The sequence below is a fragment of the Tritonibacter mobilis F1926 genome (genome assembly GCF_000376545.2).
Classification (GTDB): Bacteria; Pseudomonadota; Alphaproteobacteria; order Rhodobacterales; family Rhodobacteraceae; genus Epibacterium; species Epibacterium mobile.
This window is the reverse complement of the sequence record NZ_CP015231.1, coordinates 552120-569147: the sequence shown is the minus strand read 5'-3', so window position 1 is coordinate 569147 and position 17028 is coordinate 552120. Positions and strand designations below refer to the sequence as shown.

At 59.0% G+C, this 17028-nt stretch carries 17 protein-coding genes and 1 riboswitch; of the genes, 11 read left to right on the top strand and 6 right to left on the bottom strand.

What is annotated here, in order from left to right; all coding sequences use genetic code 11:
* Positions 1–181 precede the first annotated feature (181 nt).
* From K529_RS18190 to K529_RS18180, 3 genes are all read left to right on the top strand, one after another.
* Positions 182–748 carry an OmpA family protein gene (locus K529_RS18190; protein WP_005618472.1) on the top strand — a complete coding sequence of 189 codons (567 nt, stop codon included), beginning with the start codon at positions 182–184 and terminating at the stop codon, positions 746–748.
* A gap of 11 nt (positions 749–759) precedes the next feature.
* Positions 760–1065, top strand: a complete 306-nt coding sequence (locus tag K529_RS18185; protein WP_005618475.1) for a hypothetical protein — start codon at positions 760–762, stop codon at positions 1063–1065.
* 225 nt (positions 1066–1290) lie between these two features.
* The gene (locus K529_RS18180; RefSeq protein WP_046002568.1) at positions 1291–2307 is read left to right on the top strand and encodes a PhoH family protein; all 1017 of its coding nucleotides are present in this window, start codon (positions 1291–1293) and stop codon (positions 2305–2307) included.
* 93 nt (positions 2308–2400) lie between these two features.
* Here K529_RS18180 and K529_RS18175 read toward each other — a convergent pair whose 3' ends face one another.
* Positions 2401–2880 carry a GNAT family N-acetyltransferase gene (locus tag K529_RS18175; RefSeq protein ID WP_005618481.1) on the bottom strand — a complete coding sequence of 160 codons (480 nt, stop codon included), beginning with the start codon at positions 2878–2880 and terminating at the stop codon, positions 2401–2403.
* 78 nt (positions 2881–2958) lie between these two features.
* Here K529_RS18175 and ybeY point away from each other — a divergent pair, with 78 nt between their 5' ends.
* From ybeY to trmB, 6 genes are all read left to right on the top strand, one after another.
* Positions 2959–3471 carry an rRNA maturation RNase YbeY gene (gene ybeY / locus K529_RS18170; protein WP_005618484.1) on the top strand — a complete coding sequence of 171 codons (513 nt, stop codon included), beginning with the start codon at positions 2959–2961 and terminating at the stop codon, positions 3469–3471.
* Positions 3472–3493: 22 nt separating this feature from the next.
* Positions 3494–4396: a hemolysin family protein gene (locus K529_RS18165; protein WP_005618486.1), complete on the top strand. Its 903-nt coding sequence runs from the start codon at positions 3494–3496 to the stop codon at positions 4394–4396.
* The gene (lnt, locus tag K529_RS18160) at positions 4393–5919 is read left to right on the top strand and encodes an apolipoprotein N-acyltransferase (RefSeq protein WP_046002569.1); all 1527 of its coding nucleotides are present in this window, start codon (positions 4393–4395) and stop codon (positions 5917–5919) included. The genes K529_RS18165 and lnt overlap by 4 nt, the downstream gene beginning before the upstream one ends.
* A 54-nt stretch (positions 5920–5973) precedes the next feature.
* Positions 5974–6023: riboswitch (SAM-SAH riboswitch) on the top strand.
* Between the two features lie 8 nt (positions 6024–6031).
* Positions 6032–7213: a methionine adenosyltransferase gene (metK, locus tag K529_RS18155; RefSeq protein ID WP_005628962.1), complete on the top strand. Its 1182-nt coding sequence runs from the start codon at positions 6032–6034 to the stop codon at positions 7211–7213.
* Between the two features lie 312 nt (positions 7214–7525).
* Complete coding sequence (locus K529_RS18150; protein WP_005628961.1) at positions 7526–8188, top strand: COG3904 family protein; 663 nt, start codon at positions 7526–7528, stop codon at positions 8186–8188.
* A 134-nt stretch (positions 8189–8322) separates the two neighbouring features.
* Positions 8323–9090 carry a tRNA (guanine(46)-N(7))-methyltransferase TrmB gene (trmB, locus tag K529_RS18145; protein WP_005628958.1) on the top strand — a complete coding sequence of 256 codons (768 nt, stop codon included), beginning with the start codon at positions 8323–8325 and terminating at the stop codon, positions 9088–9090.
* Positions 9091–9198: 108 nt separating this feature from the next.
* On the opposite strand, the gene K529_RS18140 is transcribed toward trmB, so the two are convergent.
* The 4 genes from K529_RS18140 to aroA form a co-directional block, all read right to left on the bottom strand.
* A complete protein-coding gene (locus K529_RS18140; protein WP_005628955.1) occupies positions 9199–9828 on the bottom strand; it encodes an NAD(P)H-dependent oxidoreductase in 630 nt (209 codons plus the stop codon).
* Between the two features lie 190 nt (positions 9829–10018).
* A complete protein-coding gene (gene cmk / locus K529_RS18135; RefSeq protein WP_005628951.1) occupies positions 10019–10630 on the bottom strand; it encodes a (d)CMP kinase in 612 nt (203 codons plus the stop codon).
* 37 nt (positions 10631–10667) lie between these two features.
* Entirely contained in the window at positions 10668–11171 is a 504-nt protein-coding gene (locus tag K529_RS18130; RefSeq protein WP_005628949.1) for a GNAT family N-acetyltransferase, read from the bottom strand.
* On the bottom strand, positions 11164–12516 hold the full coding sequence (aroA, locus tag K529_RS18125; protein WP_046002570.1) for a 3-phosphoshikimate 1-carboxyvinyltransferase: 1353 nt from the start codon (positions 12514–12516) through the stop codon (positions 11164–11166). The genes K529_RS18130 and aroA overlap by 8 nt, the downstream gene beginning before the upstream one ends.
* 149 nt (positions 12517–12665) lie before the next feature.
* On the opposite strand from aroA, the gene K529_RS18120 reads away from it, so the two are divergent.
* Together K529_RS18120 and rpsA are read left to right on the top strand one after the other, a co-directional pair.
* Positions 12666–14126 (top strand): KAP family P-loop NTPase fold protein, encoded by a 1461-nt coding sequence (locus K529_RS18120; RefSeq protein ID WP_005610011.1) that lies wholly within the window; start codon positions 12666–12668, stop codon positions 14124–14126.
* Between the two features lie 349 nt (positions 14127–14475).
* Positions 14476–16152, top strand: a complete 1677-nt coding sequence (rpsA, locus tag K529_RS18115; RefSeq protein WP_005610009.1) for a 30S ribosomal protein S1 — start codon at positions 14476–14478, stop codon at positions 16150–16152.
* 113 nt (positions 16153–16265) lie between these two features.
* On the opposite strand, the gene K529_RS18110 is transcribed toward rpsA, so the two are convergent.
* Positions 16266–16919, bottom strand: coding sequence for a metal-binding protein ZinT (locus K529_RS18110; RefSeq protein WP_005610006.1), 654 nt, complete (start codon positions 16917–16919; stop codon positions 16266–16268).
* Positions 16920–17028 lie beyond the last annotated feature (109 nt).

Genomic DNA, 17028 nt, shown 5'->3' with positions numbered 1-17028 from the left:
CAATGTTTTGCCGGCCCCGTGACTGTTTCTCAAATTCGCCTCTAGGGCTGGGTTTTTCCCCCTTTAACCCCCCGATATTCAGGGAAAATTAGTATAAACTGATGAAGTAATTAGGACCGGAGAGGCCAGAAGGTGCTCTCTGATGTGGGCCAACTGAAGGAAGCCTGTTGTGTTTAATCGAATGTTAGGCAAAGCCAGCGCGGCCCTCGCTTGCGCGGCGCTCGCTGTCTCGCTCTCGGGCGTCTCGCCTGTCGCTGCTCAGGATGCAAACCCAATCCGGGCAGAGCGTTACATCCCCACGATCTGGGTCGACCCTGACGGGTGTGAGCACTGGGTCATGGACGACGGTGCCGAGGGTTATATGACCACCCACATGACCCCGGATGGCAAGCCTGTGTGCCGCCGTGGACAGCTTTGTGGCATGATGCCCACCGATCAGTTCTTTGCAACTGACGGCAGCACGGTGAATGCCGCCGGACGCAAGCGCTTGCAGGAATGGTTCCGCAACGCAATGCCGGGCACACGCTCTTTTGTGGTCGCGGGGCATACCGATAGCCGGGCCTCTGACGAATACAATATGGCGTTGTCGCAACGTCGCGCGGATGCGGTCGCGCAGATTGGCCGTTCGGTCGGGGCGCGGATCAAGGACGTGCGCGCCTATGGCGAGCGCAGCCCGCGTGTGCCAAATCGCGGCGCTGCCAATCTGGCGCAAAACCGCCGTGTCGAAATCTACTGTATCCGCCGCTGAGGGGTCCGATCATGACATTTACCAAGGCAATCGCCGTTCTGACGCTTGGCCTCGCGCTCGCGGCCTGTGAAACCACCGGTGACAAGACTCGTGACCGCAACTTCTTTGATGGTGGAGACGGCGATCTTGCCGGGCTGACCGCAGGTATCTGGGTGGATCCGCAGGGCTGTGAGCATTGGATCGTCGACGATGGCGTCGAGGGGTATCTGGACCCGCGCCGCACGCCCGACGGCAGGCCTGTGTGCAACAGCGAATTGCCGCGCAACACCGCCTCCGGGCCCTTCAAGAGCGGGTCCAACTTTGAAGATCCCATTTGATCCTGTCTGCCTGATCTCGCGGGTGGCCTGATTTTCAGGTGTTATCTTTGATGGTAGTGATATGTGGGCGTCTCCAGTGCGGAGGCGCCCACATGGCTATTGGCGAATGCACGCCGACGGAATGTTTCAGTTCCGTGAAATCCTGCCGGTGTTTGAGGGCTGGCCCTTGCGCGAGCGCGCGCGGAGAGGCAGACTGAAAGGGCAATACCAAAACAGGAGAGCCGTTTGGCCACTAGTGTTCTGCCCCCGTCCTCCGAGCACGCCCAGCCACCCGAAGTGTTGCTGGAATTTCCTGACAATCGACTACTGATAGAGCTTTGCGGCGAATTTGATCGCAACCTCGCTGAAATCGAGCAGCGCCTTGGCGTACAGATTGTGCGACGTGGCAATCAGTTGCTTGTGCATGGCGATGCGGAACTGCGTCAGCAGGCCGGTGAGCTGTTGCAGGTCCTATATGAGCGTCTTGAAAGCGGCCGCCCGGTGGAGCGTGAAGATATAGACCGGGAAATCCGTCTGGATCGCTCGGACGAAGACAGCGACGCAGGCCCTGACAGCCAACTTGAGATGTTCTCGGGCGGTAAGGTCGAGATCAAGACCCGCAAAAAACTGGTGGAGCCGCGCACCGACGCGCAGAAGGCCTATGTCAAGAACCTCTTTGAGCATGAGATGGCCTTTGGCATCGGGCCGGCGGGGACGGGCAAGACCTATCTCGCCGTGGCGGTTGGGGTTTCGATGTTCATTCAGGGGCATGTGGACAAGATTATCCTCTGTCGCCCCGCCGTTGAGGCGGGCGAACGTCTGGGATTTTTGCCCGGCACGCAGGAGGAGAAAGTCGACCCCTACATGCAGCCGCTTTATGATGCGCTGAATGACTTCCTGCCGGGCAAGCAGCTGGCCAAGCTCAAGGAAGAAAAAACCATCGAGATCGCGCCTTTGGCCTTCATGCGCGGGCGTACGCTCTCCAATGCCTTTGTGGTGCTGGATGAGGCGCAAAACGCCACCACCATGCAGATGAAGATGTTCCTGACCCGTCTGGGTGAAGGATCACGCATGGTGATCACCGGTGACCGCTCTCAGGTCGATCTGCCGCGCGGGGTGCAATCGGGCTTGAAGGATGCCGAACGCCTGCTGACGCCCATCCCCAAGATCTCGTTCAATTATTTCACCGCCAAGGATGTGGTGCGTCACCCGCTGGTGGCGGCGATCATCGAGGCCTACGACAAGGACGAAATCTCCGGCTGAGGGTGCCTGTGCCCTGCGCCCCTGCCGCGGCCAATGGTGGCGGCGAGCAGGGCAGATGCCTTCGGCGAGGATATTTATGAGAAGTTGAAAGGCTCAGTCTGCAAGATCGTATCGCATGAAGGCGCTCTCGGGGTGGGCTTTGTAGTCGCCATAGGGCGCGCAGTACTGGTAGCCGAGGTTTTCATAGAGCGCGCGGGCCGCGTCAAAAGGCGGCAATTGGTCAGATCCGGTTTCCAGCAGCAAGGTACGGGCACCTGATTGCGCCGCAATCTCATGCAAGGTCAGCATGAGGGTCCGGGCGATGCCGCGCCCGCGGGCGCGAGATGCAACATGAACGGATTTGACTTCCATTTGCCCGTCTCCGAGATCTTTGAGCGCGCCGCATGCCAGAGCAACCTCACCCTCATAGGTTGCGAAAAAGCGGATATTCGCCGCCTGCAACCCTCGCAGATCAAGCGCGTGGCGGGCCTCGGGGGCGCTGGCGGCCGAGGAATGCGCCAGATGCGCCGCCAGGAGGGGGCGGATGTCAGGGCTGGAGGGATCGGCAGGGCGAATGTCGAGTGCTGCGGTCATTCGGTCTGGTCCTTGTTGAGAATGTGCACACTGTGAAAGGTTCTTTTTTTCCATGTCGGGTCAAGCTATGGCGGCACTATGATATTGGATGTTGTGATCGAAGATGCCCGCTGGGATGCGGCTGCGCTTAATAAACAGGCAGAAGTCGCTGTGGCGGCCACGCTTGCTTATCTGGAGCTTCTGGATGAGGACTGGGAAGTCACCGTGCTGGGCTGTGATGATGCGCGGATTGCGGATCTCAATGCTGAGTTTCGCGAAAAACCAAAGCCGACGAATGTGCTGAGCTGGCCTGCGCAAGAACTCGCCGCTGCGCAGGAGGGGGGGCAACCTGCGCCGCCTGAGGTGGATTTTATGGGCGACGCGGCCTTGGGCGACATCGCGATTTCCTATGAAACCTGCATGAAAGAAGCAGAAATAGCGCAAAAACCGCCCGAGGATCATATCCGCCATCTACTTGTTCACGGAACATTGCATCTTTTGGGGTATGATCACATTCGTGACGGCGACGCCACGGTTATGGAAACTTTGGAGGTTGGGATACTTGGCAAACTGGGTATCCCTGACCCATATATTATAGAGGACGGGTCGTAAGTGGCCTTTTTGGAATGGATCGATGGGCGATATAGAAGGCAGTTCTAACGCAGCGCATGGCGCGCTGCAGGATATTGAAGCGATGGAACCGAAGTTGAACGGGGTCGAAACGCCCGGGTTCCTGAGCAAGATTTTCGGGAGTTTCTCCCAGACCGCTGAGGACGATGTGCCAGATAACGGCAATGAAGAAGTTTTGGCGGACCCGCCACCGGGCATGATGAACCTGCGCCGTTTGCGGGTGGAGGATGTTGCGATCCCCACCGCAGAGATTGACGCGGTGCCGGTGACCATTTCCCGTGATGAGCTGGTGCAGGTCTTTCGTGACACAGGGTTTACCCGCATTCCGGTCTATGAGGGCACGCTTGATACGCCCTTGGGCTTTGTCCACCTCAAGGATCTGGCCCTCACTTATGGTTTTGATTGCAAGAGCGATGATTTTGATCTCGCGCATATGTTGCGGCCCCTGCTGTTTGTGCCACCATCGATGCCGATTGGCGTTCTGCTGACCAAGATGCAGGCGGAGCGTCGGCATATGGCGCTGGTGATTGATGAATACGGTGGTGTTGACGGGCTTTTGACGATCGAGGACCTGATTGAGCAGGTTGTTGGTGAGATCGAAGACGAACACGACAGCGGCGAAGATCAGACCTGGGTTCAGGAAAAGCCCGGCTGCTATGTCGCGCAGGCCCGTACTCCACTGGGCGAGTTTGAGAGCGAGATTGGTATTCCGCTCACCCAGCACGACGATGTGGATGGCGAAGAAATCGACACGCTGGGGGGGCTTGTGTTCATGCTGTCCGGGCGCGTTCCTGCGCGAGGAGAAGTGATCCAGCATCCCGAAGGCCCGGAGTTTGAGGTCGTCGACGCTGATCCCCGCCGGATCAAACGGCTTCGCGTGCGCCTGCCCGGCCTCGCGGCAGAATGAACTTGCCGCCTGTGCTCAGGAAAGTCGGCCCGTTTGGGCTGGCCGTGGGTGCAGGCGCGCTGATGGCGCAAGGCCTTGCGCCTGTGTCCGCAATCTGGGTGATGCCGCTGGCGCTCTTGGTGATTGCGGCGTTGTTTCAGTCGATGCCCACACCGCGCCGTGCTGCAGCACTTGGCTGGCTCTTTGGCTGCGGATACTTCGGGTTTGGCCTGAGTTGGATCATGGAGCCATTTCAGGTGGATGCCGCCACCTATGGCTGGATGGCACCGTTTGCGCTGATGTTGATGGCCGGGGGCTTATCGCTCTTTTGGGGGCTGGCATTCTGGGCGGCAGCACGGCTAGGTCGAGGCGACTGGCGCTTGCTCGCGCTCATTGGGTTTTGGGGGCTGGTGGAACTGGCCCGCGCCTATGTGCTCACAGGGTTTCCATGGGCAGGCTTTGCCCAGCTCGCGCTGCCCGGCGATGTGGTGCTGCGGGCGGTGCCGTGGATTGGCTCGCACGGCGTGATGCTTGCGATTTTGCTCGCTATTCTCCCTGTCGTTTTAATCCGGCAGCGGCCGTTTTGGGCGCTGGTGCCGGCCGTTCTGGTGGCCGTTGCGATGGCATGGCTGCCGGAGGCGCGCCCGTTTGGCGGGAACTTGCCCCTGACGGAGCAAACGGTGCGCCTTGTGCAGCCAAATGCACCGCAAGCGGAGAAATGGCTGCCTGAAAAACGCTGGCTCTTTGTGCAAAGGATGCTGGAGTATACGGCAGCAGAGCCGGATCGCGCGGGTGGGCGGCTTCCTGATCTGGTGATCTGGCCAGAGACGTCGATCCCGACGCTACAGAACTACATCGATGAAATCAGACCCGCTTTGATCGAGGCTGCGCGGGGTGCGGAGCTGTTATACGGCATTCAGCGCGAGGAAAACGGGCGCTATATGAACTCTGCGGTGGTGATGAGCGCTGAGGGTGAGGCGCTCGACATCTATGACAAGATGCACCTTGTACCCTTTGGGGAATATATGCCGCTCCCGAAACTTTGGGAGAGGTTCGGCGTCTTCGGCCTCGCCTCCCGCGCTAAGGGCGGCTATGCGCCCGGCACGCAACGCAGGCTTCTTGATACGATCGCAGGCCGGGCGCTTCCGTTGATCTGCTATGAGGGTGTTTTTGCTCAGGACGTGAATGCAGCACCTGCGCGACCGGACTATCTGGTCCTGATCACCAATGATGCGTGGTTTGGCAGTTATTCCGGCCCATACCAGCATCTGGTGCAGGCTCAGTTGCGCGCGGCCGAGCAGGGTTTGCCAATGCTGCGCGCCGCCAATACCGGGGTCTCTGCGGTGATTGATCCCTATGGTCAGCTGCGCGACAGTTTGCTGCTGAATACCGCAGGTTATCTTGACGCGCGTCTTCCCGAACCATTGCCACCTACGCTTTACAGCCGCACCGGCGATTGGCCCGCAGCCCTGCTGGCGCTGCTGCTGGTCGGTGTCTCTGGCCTGCCACGTTTGGTTGTGAAACGCAGGCGAACACTTGCTTAATCTCTCAAAGGTATAGATTGACCAGATACCCGAGGGCGCATACTGCGTTCTTTAATGCTGCCACAACGGCTTCCTGGCGTGGCGGATATTCATTCAATGGAGCACACCTCTTATGAGCCGTACCAACTACACCTTCACTTCGGAATCCGTGTCCGAGGGGCATCCTGATAAGGTCTGTGACCGGATTTCAGATGCCGTTCTCGATGCGCTGATCGCCGAGGAACCCGAGGCGCGCGTTGCCGCCGAAACCTTTGCCACCACCAACCGTGTGGTCATCGGTGGCGAGGTTGGCCTGTCTGATCAGGCCAAGCTGAAGGACTATATGGGAAAGATCGACGAGATCGCCCGCGCCTGTATCAAGGATATCGGCTACGAGCAGGACAAGTTTCACCATGAAACTGTCGAGATCACCAACCTTCTGCACGAACAATCCGCGCATATTGCGCAGGGCGTCGATGCCGCGGATGACAAAGACGAAGGCGCCGGTGATCAGGGCATTATGTTCGGTTTTGCGACCGATGAAACCGATGCCCTCATGCCCGCCCCAATCCAGTTTTCGCATGCGATTCTGCGTCGCCTTGCCGAAGTGCGCAAGGATGGCACATTGCCGGTTCTTGGCCCCGATGCGAAATCCCAGATCTCGGTCCGCTACGAGAATGGCCAGCCGGTCGAGGTGACCTCGCTGGTTCTGTCCACGCAGCACCTTGATGAAAGCCTGACCTCAGCCGACATCCGCGCTTTGGTGGAGCCATATATTCGCGAAACTCTCCCCGAGGGTTGGCTGACGCAGAACACCGTCTGGCACGTTAACCCGACCGGTAAATTCGTCATCGGTGGCCCTGATGGCGATGCGGGTCTCACCGGGCGCAAGATCATCGTGGACACCTATGGTGGTGCAGCCCCTCATGGCGGCGGCGCGTTCTCCGGCAAAGATCCGACCAAAGTGGATCGTTCTGCCGCTTATGCTGCGCGCTATCTGGCCAAGAACGTGGTTGCAGCGGGTCTTGCAAACAAATGCACCCTGCAGTTGTCTTATGCGATTGGTGTTGCGGCACCGCTCTCGATCTACGTGAACACCCACGACACTGGCAATGTGCCGGACGAGCGGATTGAGACTGCGATCCGTCAGTGCATGGATCTCACACCGCGTGGTATCCGGACCCATCTGGAGCTGAACAAGCCGATCTATCAGCGCACCGCAGCCTATGGTCACTTTGGCCGCGCGCCAGAAGCCGATGGTGGGTTCTCGTGGGAGCGTACGGATCTGACCGAGGCTCTGAAAGGCGCGGTCTAAGCGCAAAACGCGGGCACCTCAGGGGTGACCGGTGCGGGCGGGGGCAACCTCGCCCGTTTTTCTTTACCGACAGGTAACACACTATGGCAGCACTGCTGACGTAGCTGAGTGCCCGTTGCGCAGGCACCGTGCGCACCCTCGCGGAAATTGTGCAACGACAGGGCAGGACGGGTGCCGCATTGTTTCGCATGCGAAACATTGTGGCAGAGGTGCTGACCTATTTGCGCGCAGAACGGGTTTGCTCAATGCCCCCGCGTCCCGCTATTGAAAAAGGGGGCAGGCAGAACCTGTCAGATCTAAAGGGGAGCGGTGATGGCAGCGAGAAATTGGGCGTTTGCCTTGAGTTTGGGTTGTCTCGGAGCTTTGGCAGAGGCGGTGACCGCGCGTGAAGGCGGCGGCGAAGGGCGTCTTTATGTGGACGGCGAAACCTTTGTATTTGATACCGAGACATTGCCGGATGACGAGCCCGGCGAAATCGTGATTTCGGACATCGACCTGTTTCGGAGCTTGTTGCAAGAGCAACCCGGCATTGGCACTTTGAGGCTCAATTCGAGTGGCGGAAGTATCTACGCCAGTTCTGAAATTGCGTGGATCGTCTCTGATTACGGCCTCAACACGCAGGTGGATGGCGAATGCGTTAGCGCTTGCGTTGATATTTTCCTCGCCGGTGCGCAGCGGCACATGACGCTTGGATCTAAGATCGGTTTTCATCGCCGCTCGTGGTCCCCCGAGGCGGTCGAAGGGTATTACAATGATCTGCGGGACAGCCGGGGCTGGAACACGCCGTTTGTGTTTGGCTCCTGGATCTACACCGATACGCAGCGCGAAATGTATGAATACCTCAGCTACATGGTCGACCGGGGTGTGGACGCGGCATTTGCGATCGAGACCCTGCAGGTCGACTCTGGTGACGAGTGGTATCCCTCTCGACTGCGCCTGATGTCGGCGGGTGTGCTGCGGGATGACGTGCCCTGAGTATCGCGATGCGCCTAGGGGCAAGCCTCACCGCTTGACCTTTGGGGCCTTGTGCTGCAAGTGGGGGCGCGATTTTGCCTGCCTTCTCGGGTGGGTCTGCCCGATATGAGTTCACCAGAGAAAGCCCGCACCAGATGTCCGACAATGACGCAAGCACCCCTTCTGCCATCGCCGCTGATGGTCTTGACGCTGCAGGAAAGCACGCGTCAGGTGCGCCATGGCGGAACTTTTATGGCCGCTTCAAAGGTAAAACCCTGAAGCCCAATCAGGTGCGCGACCTTGACGAGATGCTGCCCGAACTCAGCCCCGGCGCTGTTGGGTGGGACGAAAATCCCGATCGTGCGCCGCTCGATCTTGAGGCGCTGTTTGGCGGTCGTGACGTCTGGCTGGAGGTCGGGTTTGGCGGCGGCGAACATCTTGCGCATCAGGCGGCTTCGAACCCGGATGTGGGCATCATTGGCGCTGAGCCTTATGTGAACGGCGTTGCGATGCTGCTTGGTAAGTTGCGCAAATCACCAGCCGAGAACGTGCGTGTCCATGCCGGTGATGCCCGCGATCTGATGGATGTTCTGCCTGCACAGAGCTTGTCGCGGGCGTTTCTGCTCTATCCTGACCCGTGGCCGAAGGCGCGTCACCACCGGCGTCGTTTTGTGACGCAAGAGCATCTGGAACCTTTGGCGCGGGCGCTGAAACCGGGTGCGATCTTTCGCGTGGCGACCGATATTCCCGACTATGTGCGCCAGACGCTGGAAGAAGTTCCAAAGGCTGGCTTCACATGGCTTGCGGAGGGGCCGCAGGATTGGCGCCAGCCGTGGGGGGATTGGATTTCCACCCGTTATGAGCAAAAAGCCCTGCGGGAAGGGCGCACGCCGCATTACCTGACGTTCCAACGCCAAGGGTGATCATCTGCCCAAGCGGATAAAGAACAATACCCCCGCCCTCGGGGCAGGGGTATTGGGAGGTCCGATCGCGCAGGAGGTGGGTCCGAACCGCATGCGGCTCGGGCGCGATCAGTCGATTTCTGTGACCAGTGCCGCCTTGGATTTTCGCACCTTCGGCATGGGAAGCAGCCAGTCGCCGTCCTCTGCACGGGTGCCAAGTGGCAACAACACTTTGGCGCGCAAACCTTTTGACCGAAGATCAAGGATCTCATCTACTTGATCAGGGTCAAACCCTTCCATCGGGGTGCTGTCCACCCCAAGCTCTGCCGCTGCCGCCAGCGCAAACCCAAGCGCGATATAGGCTTGATGCGCGGCATGGGCGTGGTTGATCTCGGCCGGGCGGGGCAAAAGCATGTCCTTGAGGTTTGCATAATAGCTCTGCAGCAAATCAGAGTCACCACGTTCCTCAACCATCTGGGCCACCACAGCATCAATGCGCTCGGCGGTGTAATTGTCCCATGCGGCAAAAACCAAGAGGTGCGAACCATCGGTGATCTGCGCCTGATCCCACGACACCGGGCGGATTTTCTCGCGCAGGTCCTTGTTGCGGATCACCAGAAGTTCAAAGGGCTGCACGCCGCTTGACGATGGGGCCATGCGGATCGCCTCGACGATCTGTGCGACCTTTTCCTCGGGAACCGGTTTTGAGGGGTCCATTTTCTTGGCGGCGTAGCGCCAGTTTAGCTTGTCCAGAAACATAGGAAACGTCCTTTTGTATGCGTGTTGTCGCAGACATAGCAACTAAACCGATCAGTTCAAGTTATTATCTCGACGTCGAGATTTATTTAGACGTCGAGATATCAAAGGACAAGCCCCAGACGCAGAGTTTTCCGATAAAACCGCCGCGCGGCACCAACTTGGGCCGCGTGGTAGAACTCGCTCAGGTCGATTAACGCGCCTGACGGGCTTCAATTGCGGCAATGGCCTGCGCCACTGCCTCGTCAATTGTGAGGGTGCTGGTATCAACAATCACCGCGTCATCTGCTGGCCGCAACGGGGCTTCAGCGCGGTTCATGTCGCGCTCGTCACGGGCTTTGACGTCGGCCAGAACCTCGTCAAGTGTGATGACGCTGCCTTTGCCAGTGAGTTCCAGAAAACGACGGCGGGCCCGCACCTCGGCGCTGGCGGTGACAAACAGCTTGGCCTCAGCTTCGGGGCAGATCACGGTGCCGATGTCGCGCCCGTCCATCACCGCGCCGCCCGACCTGCGGGCAAAAGCACGCTGAAAATCCACCAGCGCGGCGCGCACTGCGGCAATCACTGCAACTTTTGAGGCTGCTTGCGCAACCTCGGGGGTGCGCAGGTCCTCACGGTCAAGGTCGCTTACATCCAGTGCTTCGGCGGCTGTAACTGGCTCGTCACCATCGAGCATCTTTGCTCCGACCGCACGATAGAGCAGGCCGGTGTCGAGGTGTCCAAAGCCAAAATGCGCGGCGACCGCCTTGGAAATGGTGCCCTTACCTGCGGCGGCGGGGCCATCGATTGCGATAGTGAAGGCCATGTGAGTCCTCATGGGTCGGAAACAGTAAAGGTCTTGTCTACCCAAGGTTGCCGCGACTGTCACGCGACATAGGGTACCAACTGTAGGAGTCGTCGATCCCATCGCTGCCGGTCCGCTCAAACCCCGCACGCTGGTAAAACCGCCCTGCCGGGCTGCCGGTCAAAGCAATCAGGCGAATTTCCTGACCTGTTGGCTCTGCCATCTGCTCCTGCACACTGCGGATAATCTGCGCGCCCAACCCCGCGCCCTGTTGTTCAGGCGCAATATAGAGGTGATCGAGGTAGAGATGATCCGGCATTTGCCGCACCACAATAAAACCGGCAAGGTCCTGCCCAGCATAAAAGGCCGCCGTCGCCTCCGCATCAAAGTGATCCAGAAACCGGCGGCGCACGCGGTCAGGATCAAACCGTCCCGCCGCCTCCAGACTGGGCCGCATGGCCTTGGCGCGCAGCTCCGCCAGCTCTAACGGGTCGAGGGCGGTGCCTGTCACGATGCGAAAGTCACGCGGCAGCGACAGGCGGGTGACGTCCGCCTTAGCCATTCGACCGGGTGATATGCGCACCAAGATCGCCCATGAGCCGCTCAAAAATCGGAAAAGAAGTGGCGATCGGGCTGCCATCATCGACAGAGACCGGGTTCTGCGCCCCCATGCCCATCACCATAAAGGACATGGCAATCCGGTGATCGAGGAAGCTCTCGGCCGTGCCGCCCCCTTTGACGCCCTCGGGGCCACAGCCCTCGACGCTCCACCAGTCTTCGCCTTCCTCGACGGTGACGCCATTGGCGCGCAGGCCCTTTGCCATTGCGTCAATGCGGTCGCTTTCCTTGACCCTCAATTCCTTGACGCCCGCCATCATGGTGGTGCCGGACGCAAAGGACGCCACAACAGACAGGACGGGATATTCGTCGATCATGGATGCCGCGCGCTCTGGCGGCACCTCGATCCCTCTCATCTCGGGCGAGTATTTGGCGCGAAGGTCTGCCACCGGCTCGCCACCCTCGGTCCGAGGGTTCTCAAACGTCAGATCCGCGCCCATGTCTTGCAGAGTGTAGAACAATCCCGCGCGGGTCGGGTTCAGGCCGATCCCCGGCACCAGCACGTCAGAACCGGGCGTGATCAGCGCGGCGCAAACCGGGAAGGCGGCAGAGGAGGGGTCACGCGGTACCGCAATCACTTGTGGTTTCAGCTCAGGCTGACCGGTGAGGGTAATCACGCGGCCCTCCTCGGTGTCCTCAACCGTGATTTTAGCCCCAAAGCCCGCAAGCATCCGCTCGGAGTGGTCGCGGGTGGCTTCGCGCTCAATCACCACGGTTTTGCCGGGCGCATTGAGGCCTGCAAGCAGAACGGCAGATTTCACCTGCGCTGAGGGCACCGGCACCTCATAGCGCACCGGCACGGGCTCGGCCGCGCCGATGATGGTCATCGGCAGACGGCCGCCCTCGCGACCCACGGATTGCGCGCCAAAGAGCGCAAGCGGATCGGTCACACGCGCCATCGGGCGTTTGTTGAGCGATGCATCGCCGGTAAAGGTCGCGGTGATCGGCGAGGTCGCCATCGCGCCCATGATGAGCCGCACACCGGTGCCGGAATTGCCGCAGTCGATCACGTTTCCCGGCTCGGCAAAACCGCCAACACCCACGCCAAAGACGGACCATTCACCACCGCCGTGATTGACGACCTCGGCCCCAAAAGCCTGCATCGCCTTTGCGGTGTCCAGCACGTCTTCGCCCTCTAGGAGGCCGGAGATTTTGGTCTCACCCACGGCCATTGCGCCAAGGATCAATGAGCGATGCGAAATCGACTTGTCGCCGGGGACATGCGCCTCGCCTTTGAGGGGGCTTGCGCGGCGGGAGGTCATCGGGATGGGCGTGCCGTGGCCGGACATGTGGGCTCCTCTCATCAGTCGGTCGCAAACGCTGTTAGCGCATTCACCTCAGCACGTCCACGCAGAAGAGAGTGGGTGGGCGGCGGAGATTGTTCACCGTCGCGCGCGGAGATAGTCTGTACGGAGATTTGAAAAAAGACGGATTGGGTATGGCATTGAATGCGAACGAAGAGCCCGAAGTGGCTTGGGAGGGGGATACCCTCGGATATAAGGAGGTCGGTGAAACCTTCACCACGCTGGTCAAATCGGTGAAAGACGATACCAAGGTCATCTCGATCGAGGCTGGCTACGGGCGGGGCAAGACTTTCTTTCGCAAGCACTGGGCAAAGCATCTGAGCTATGACGAGGTCGTGATCCAGATCGACGCGCATCTGTCGGATCATTCGGGAGATCCCGTGCTGACCTTTATCGGGGCATTGGTGGATGCGTTGCCGGAGGGCGAAACCTCGACGGGGAAGAAACTCGTTGAGAAGGGGCGGAAATACGGCGGGTTGGCGCTTCGGACTGTTTTGCGTGTCGGGCTGCGGCAAGGGGCTGAAGAGATCTTCGACGCGATGACGGGCAGGGCGGTGGATGCGCTCGGTGAAAGCAACAAGGCTTTGAAAGATGCGACCAAAGAGTTTGGCGACGGGCTGTCAGAGGCGGCAGGTGACTTAGTTGTGTCGCAGATTGCAGCGGAGCGGATGCGGACCGAGGCGTTTCCCGCCCAGATGAGCGCCTTACGGGATGCGCTGACCGGGGAGAGTGAAGAAAGTCGCGTGATCGTCATGGTGGATGAGTTGGACCGCTGCCACCCGGATTACGCAATTGCGTTCCTTGAGGCGATGAAACTGGTCTTTGCGCACGATGGTTTTGTGTTCTGCCTGTTTGTGGACAATGAATATCTCGAAGGGCTCGCTGCGCATCGGTTTGGTGAAATGAAGGCCGGGGAGCGGTATCTGGACAAATTCATCGACATTCGCCTGAAGCTGCCGGACACCAAGGAAGTGATCGCAGGGGCGGCGGCGGAGCTGTTCAAAGGGCTGAGCGAAGCCGGTCATGCGCTGCCGTTTGGCGAGGGCGGTGAGTTCACGATTGAACGCGCCGCCCGGCTGGCGGGGGAGCTGGCTCCGCTGAGTGAATTGTCCATGCGGCAGATTAATCGGGTGTATCGGCGGATCGAGTTGGCGCTTCGATGCTACCCTGAGCAACCGCTGGATTATGCACTATTAGTGTTGCTGGCGTTTTTGGAGACGACGTTCTTTGACGATGAGGATGACAAAGGGAAAAGTCAGAAACGGGACGCAATGTCAGAGCTGCTACCGCGTTCTGAGCTGACACCGAACCGAGGGTTGGATTTGTGTGAAAAACACAAAAAAGAGCTTCGCGCAGCGACGTACAGGGATAAGACTCCAAGCGCAAAATTCATAGATAGATCCTGTTTTCCGTTCTTTGGCGTTGAAGATATCGCAGCCTATAAGAAGCTCGATGATCGCTACTCGGAAGCGCATTTTGGCAAGTTGGAAGTCCTAAGTTCAAACTACCTGCCGGATCACAAGAGAGTACTGCATGTGCCGCATCTCGTTGATCCCGAGGACACCGGGCCGAGACTAAGTGTGGGATGGTTATGATCCCACAAACGCGTTTCTAGGTTCAGCCCGAGCGGGAGGTGAGACCGGCCAGCACCTGACCTTCTCCCAGAAGGGCGCGCCTCGCCAAGGTCAGGCGCTGGTCTTTCGAGATGCGTCATGTGATGCCCCTTGCCAGCAAGGCCCAAACCGCCTATAAGCCGCCTTGTCAATAGAGATGCGAAAACGCACCAGGACGGACGGAGCAGGGTCGGGGCATACCTCGGCCCTTTGTGTTTGTTTGTGGTTCCGCCCCCGCCCGCGATTCGCGCTTTGAACCGACCAACCCTGTTCAGACCGGTGGAGACAACCACTCGGCCAGCAAAACTCTGTAAAGGAAACCTGAGACCACATGGCTCAAACAACATCGATGGAGGAATTCGAAGCCCTCCTGCAAGAAAGCTTCGAAATGGACACCCCCGAAGAGGGTTCCGTTGTCAAAGGCAAGATTATTGCCATTGAGGCCGGTCAGGCCATCATCGACGTCGGCTACAAGATGGAAGGTCGCGTCGAACTCAAAGAATTCGCAAACCCCGGCGAAGCTCCTGAAGTTTCCGTTGGTGACGAGGTAGAAGTCTATCTGCGCGCCGCTGAAAACGCCCGTGGCGAAGCAGTTATCTCCCGCGAGATGGCGCGCCGCGAAGAAGCATGGGACCGCCTGGAAAAAGCATACGCAGACGACCAGCGCGTCGAAGGTGCAATCTTCGGTCGCGTCAAAGGTGGCTTCACCGTCGATCTCGGCGGCGCCGTGGCCTTCCTGCCCGGCTCGCAAGTTGACGTGCGCCCCGTGCGCGACGCAGGCCCCTTGATGGGTCTGAAGCAGCCGTTCCAGATCCTGAAAATGGACCGTCGTCGTGGCAACATCGTTGTGTCCCGTCGTGCCATCCTCGAAGAATCCCGCGCCGAGCAGCGTGCCGAAGTTATCGGCAACCTCTCCGAGGGTCAGGCCGTGGACGGTGTGGTCAAGAACATCACCGAATACGGTGCGTTTGTTGACCTCGGCGGTGTTGACGGCTTGCTGCACGTCACCGACATGGCATGGCGCCGTGTGAACCACCCCTCCGAGATCCTGTCCATTGGCGAGACCGTCAAGGTTCAGGTCATCAAGATCAACAAAGAGACTCACCGTATCTCCCTCGGCATGAAGCAGCTGCAGGAAGATCCGTGGGATCTGGTTGGCGCCAAGTACCCGCTGGAATCCGTCCACAAGGGTCGCGTCACCAACATCACCGATTACGGTGCATTTGTTGAGCTGGAGCCTGGTGTCGAAGGTCTGGTCCACGTCTCCGAGATGTCCTGGACCAAGAAAAACGTGCACCCCGGCAAGATCGTTTCCACCTCGCAGGAAGTGGACGTCATGGTTCTGGAAATCGACGGCGCCAAGCGTCGCGTGTCCCTGGGCCTCAAGCAGACCATGCGCAACCCATGGGAAGTGTTTGCAGAAACACACCCCGAGGGCACTCAGGTCGAAGGCGAAGTCAAGAACATCACCGAATTCGGTCTGTTCATCGGCCTCGACGGCGACATCGACGGCATGGTTCACCTCTCCGACCTCAGCTGGGACGAGCGTGGCGAAGATGCGATCCAGAACTACCGCAAAGGCGACATGGTTTCGGCCGTTGTCTCCGAAGTGGACGTTGAAAAAGAGCGTATCTCCCTCTCGATCAAAGCCCTGGGCGGTGACAAGTTCGCAGACGCCGTTGGCGGCGTGAAGCGTGGCTCCATCGTGACCGTGGAAGTGACCGCGATCGAAGACGGTGGTATTGAGGTGGAATACGAAGGCATGAAGTCCTTCATCCGCCGCTCCGACCTCAGCCGTGATCGTGCGGACCAGCGCCCTGAGCGCTTCTCCGTCAGCGACAAGATCGACGTGCGCGTCACCAACATCGACTCCAAGACCCGTCGTCTGGGTCTGTCGATCAAGGCACGCGAGATCGCAGAAGAGAAAGAAGCCGTGGAACAGTACGGTTCTTCCGACTCCGGCGCGTCCCTCGGCGATATCCTTGGCGCAGCGCTGAAGAACGACTAATTCGTTCTTATAAAGATCTAGAAAGCCCCGCAGGAGCGATCCTGCGGGGCTTTTTGTTGTGTGAGGTAAGTTTGGGAAGGGCACCCTCAGACAGGGGTGCCCTAAAGCGCAAATTAGTGTGCGATCATCTCATGGACGATATCGTCACCGCTGTAGCTCGCCGGGTAGTAAGTCGGCCAGTTTGTCAGTTCTTCCAGCACCTTAGCGCGATCATCACCCCAGTAGAGGTGGTAGTGGCTGACGTTTTTTGGTGCGATGTTGTGGTCGCTGAACTGAATGAAGGCGGGCGCCTTGTCGTCGCCGCTCTCTTTCTTAAAGATGAAGCGCACACCCCGGTTGCCTTTTTTGTAGGTCAGCACTTCATAGCCATCGGAGATATATTCGCCGCCATAGCTCTCGCCGTTTGCGGTGAAGGTGACGGTCTGGCCGTCAATCTTGATGGCGTCCACATCTGTGCCGTAACCGGTCTCGTAATAGGTGCGATATTCTTCGGCCGATTTTTCGCCGTGCTCGGCCTTATGTTCGAGCACCGGGTCGAGCGTACCATCCACGAGAAGCGGGTAAATCGATTGCCAGTTACCTTCCCAGTCTGCCAGCGTCCGCGGCTGAATCTGGCTGTCTTCAAAGTGCCCTTTGTAGATCTGCTCGTCATGAGAATGCGCGTGATCATGAGAATGATCATGCTTCGACCCGGCAATGACGGGGCTGGAAATGCTGATCGCCACAGAGGCCATAAGTGCAAAAGCACCGCGTGAAAGACGTGTCATTGTGTGAGGTCCTTTGATTCGTTATGTAATAACGTAACACTTATTGGCAGTCTGATGGGGCCGCAAGGGTGTCTTGTGATCTGCGCCATCGCGTAGCTGGTTTCCGCAA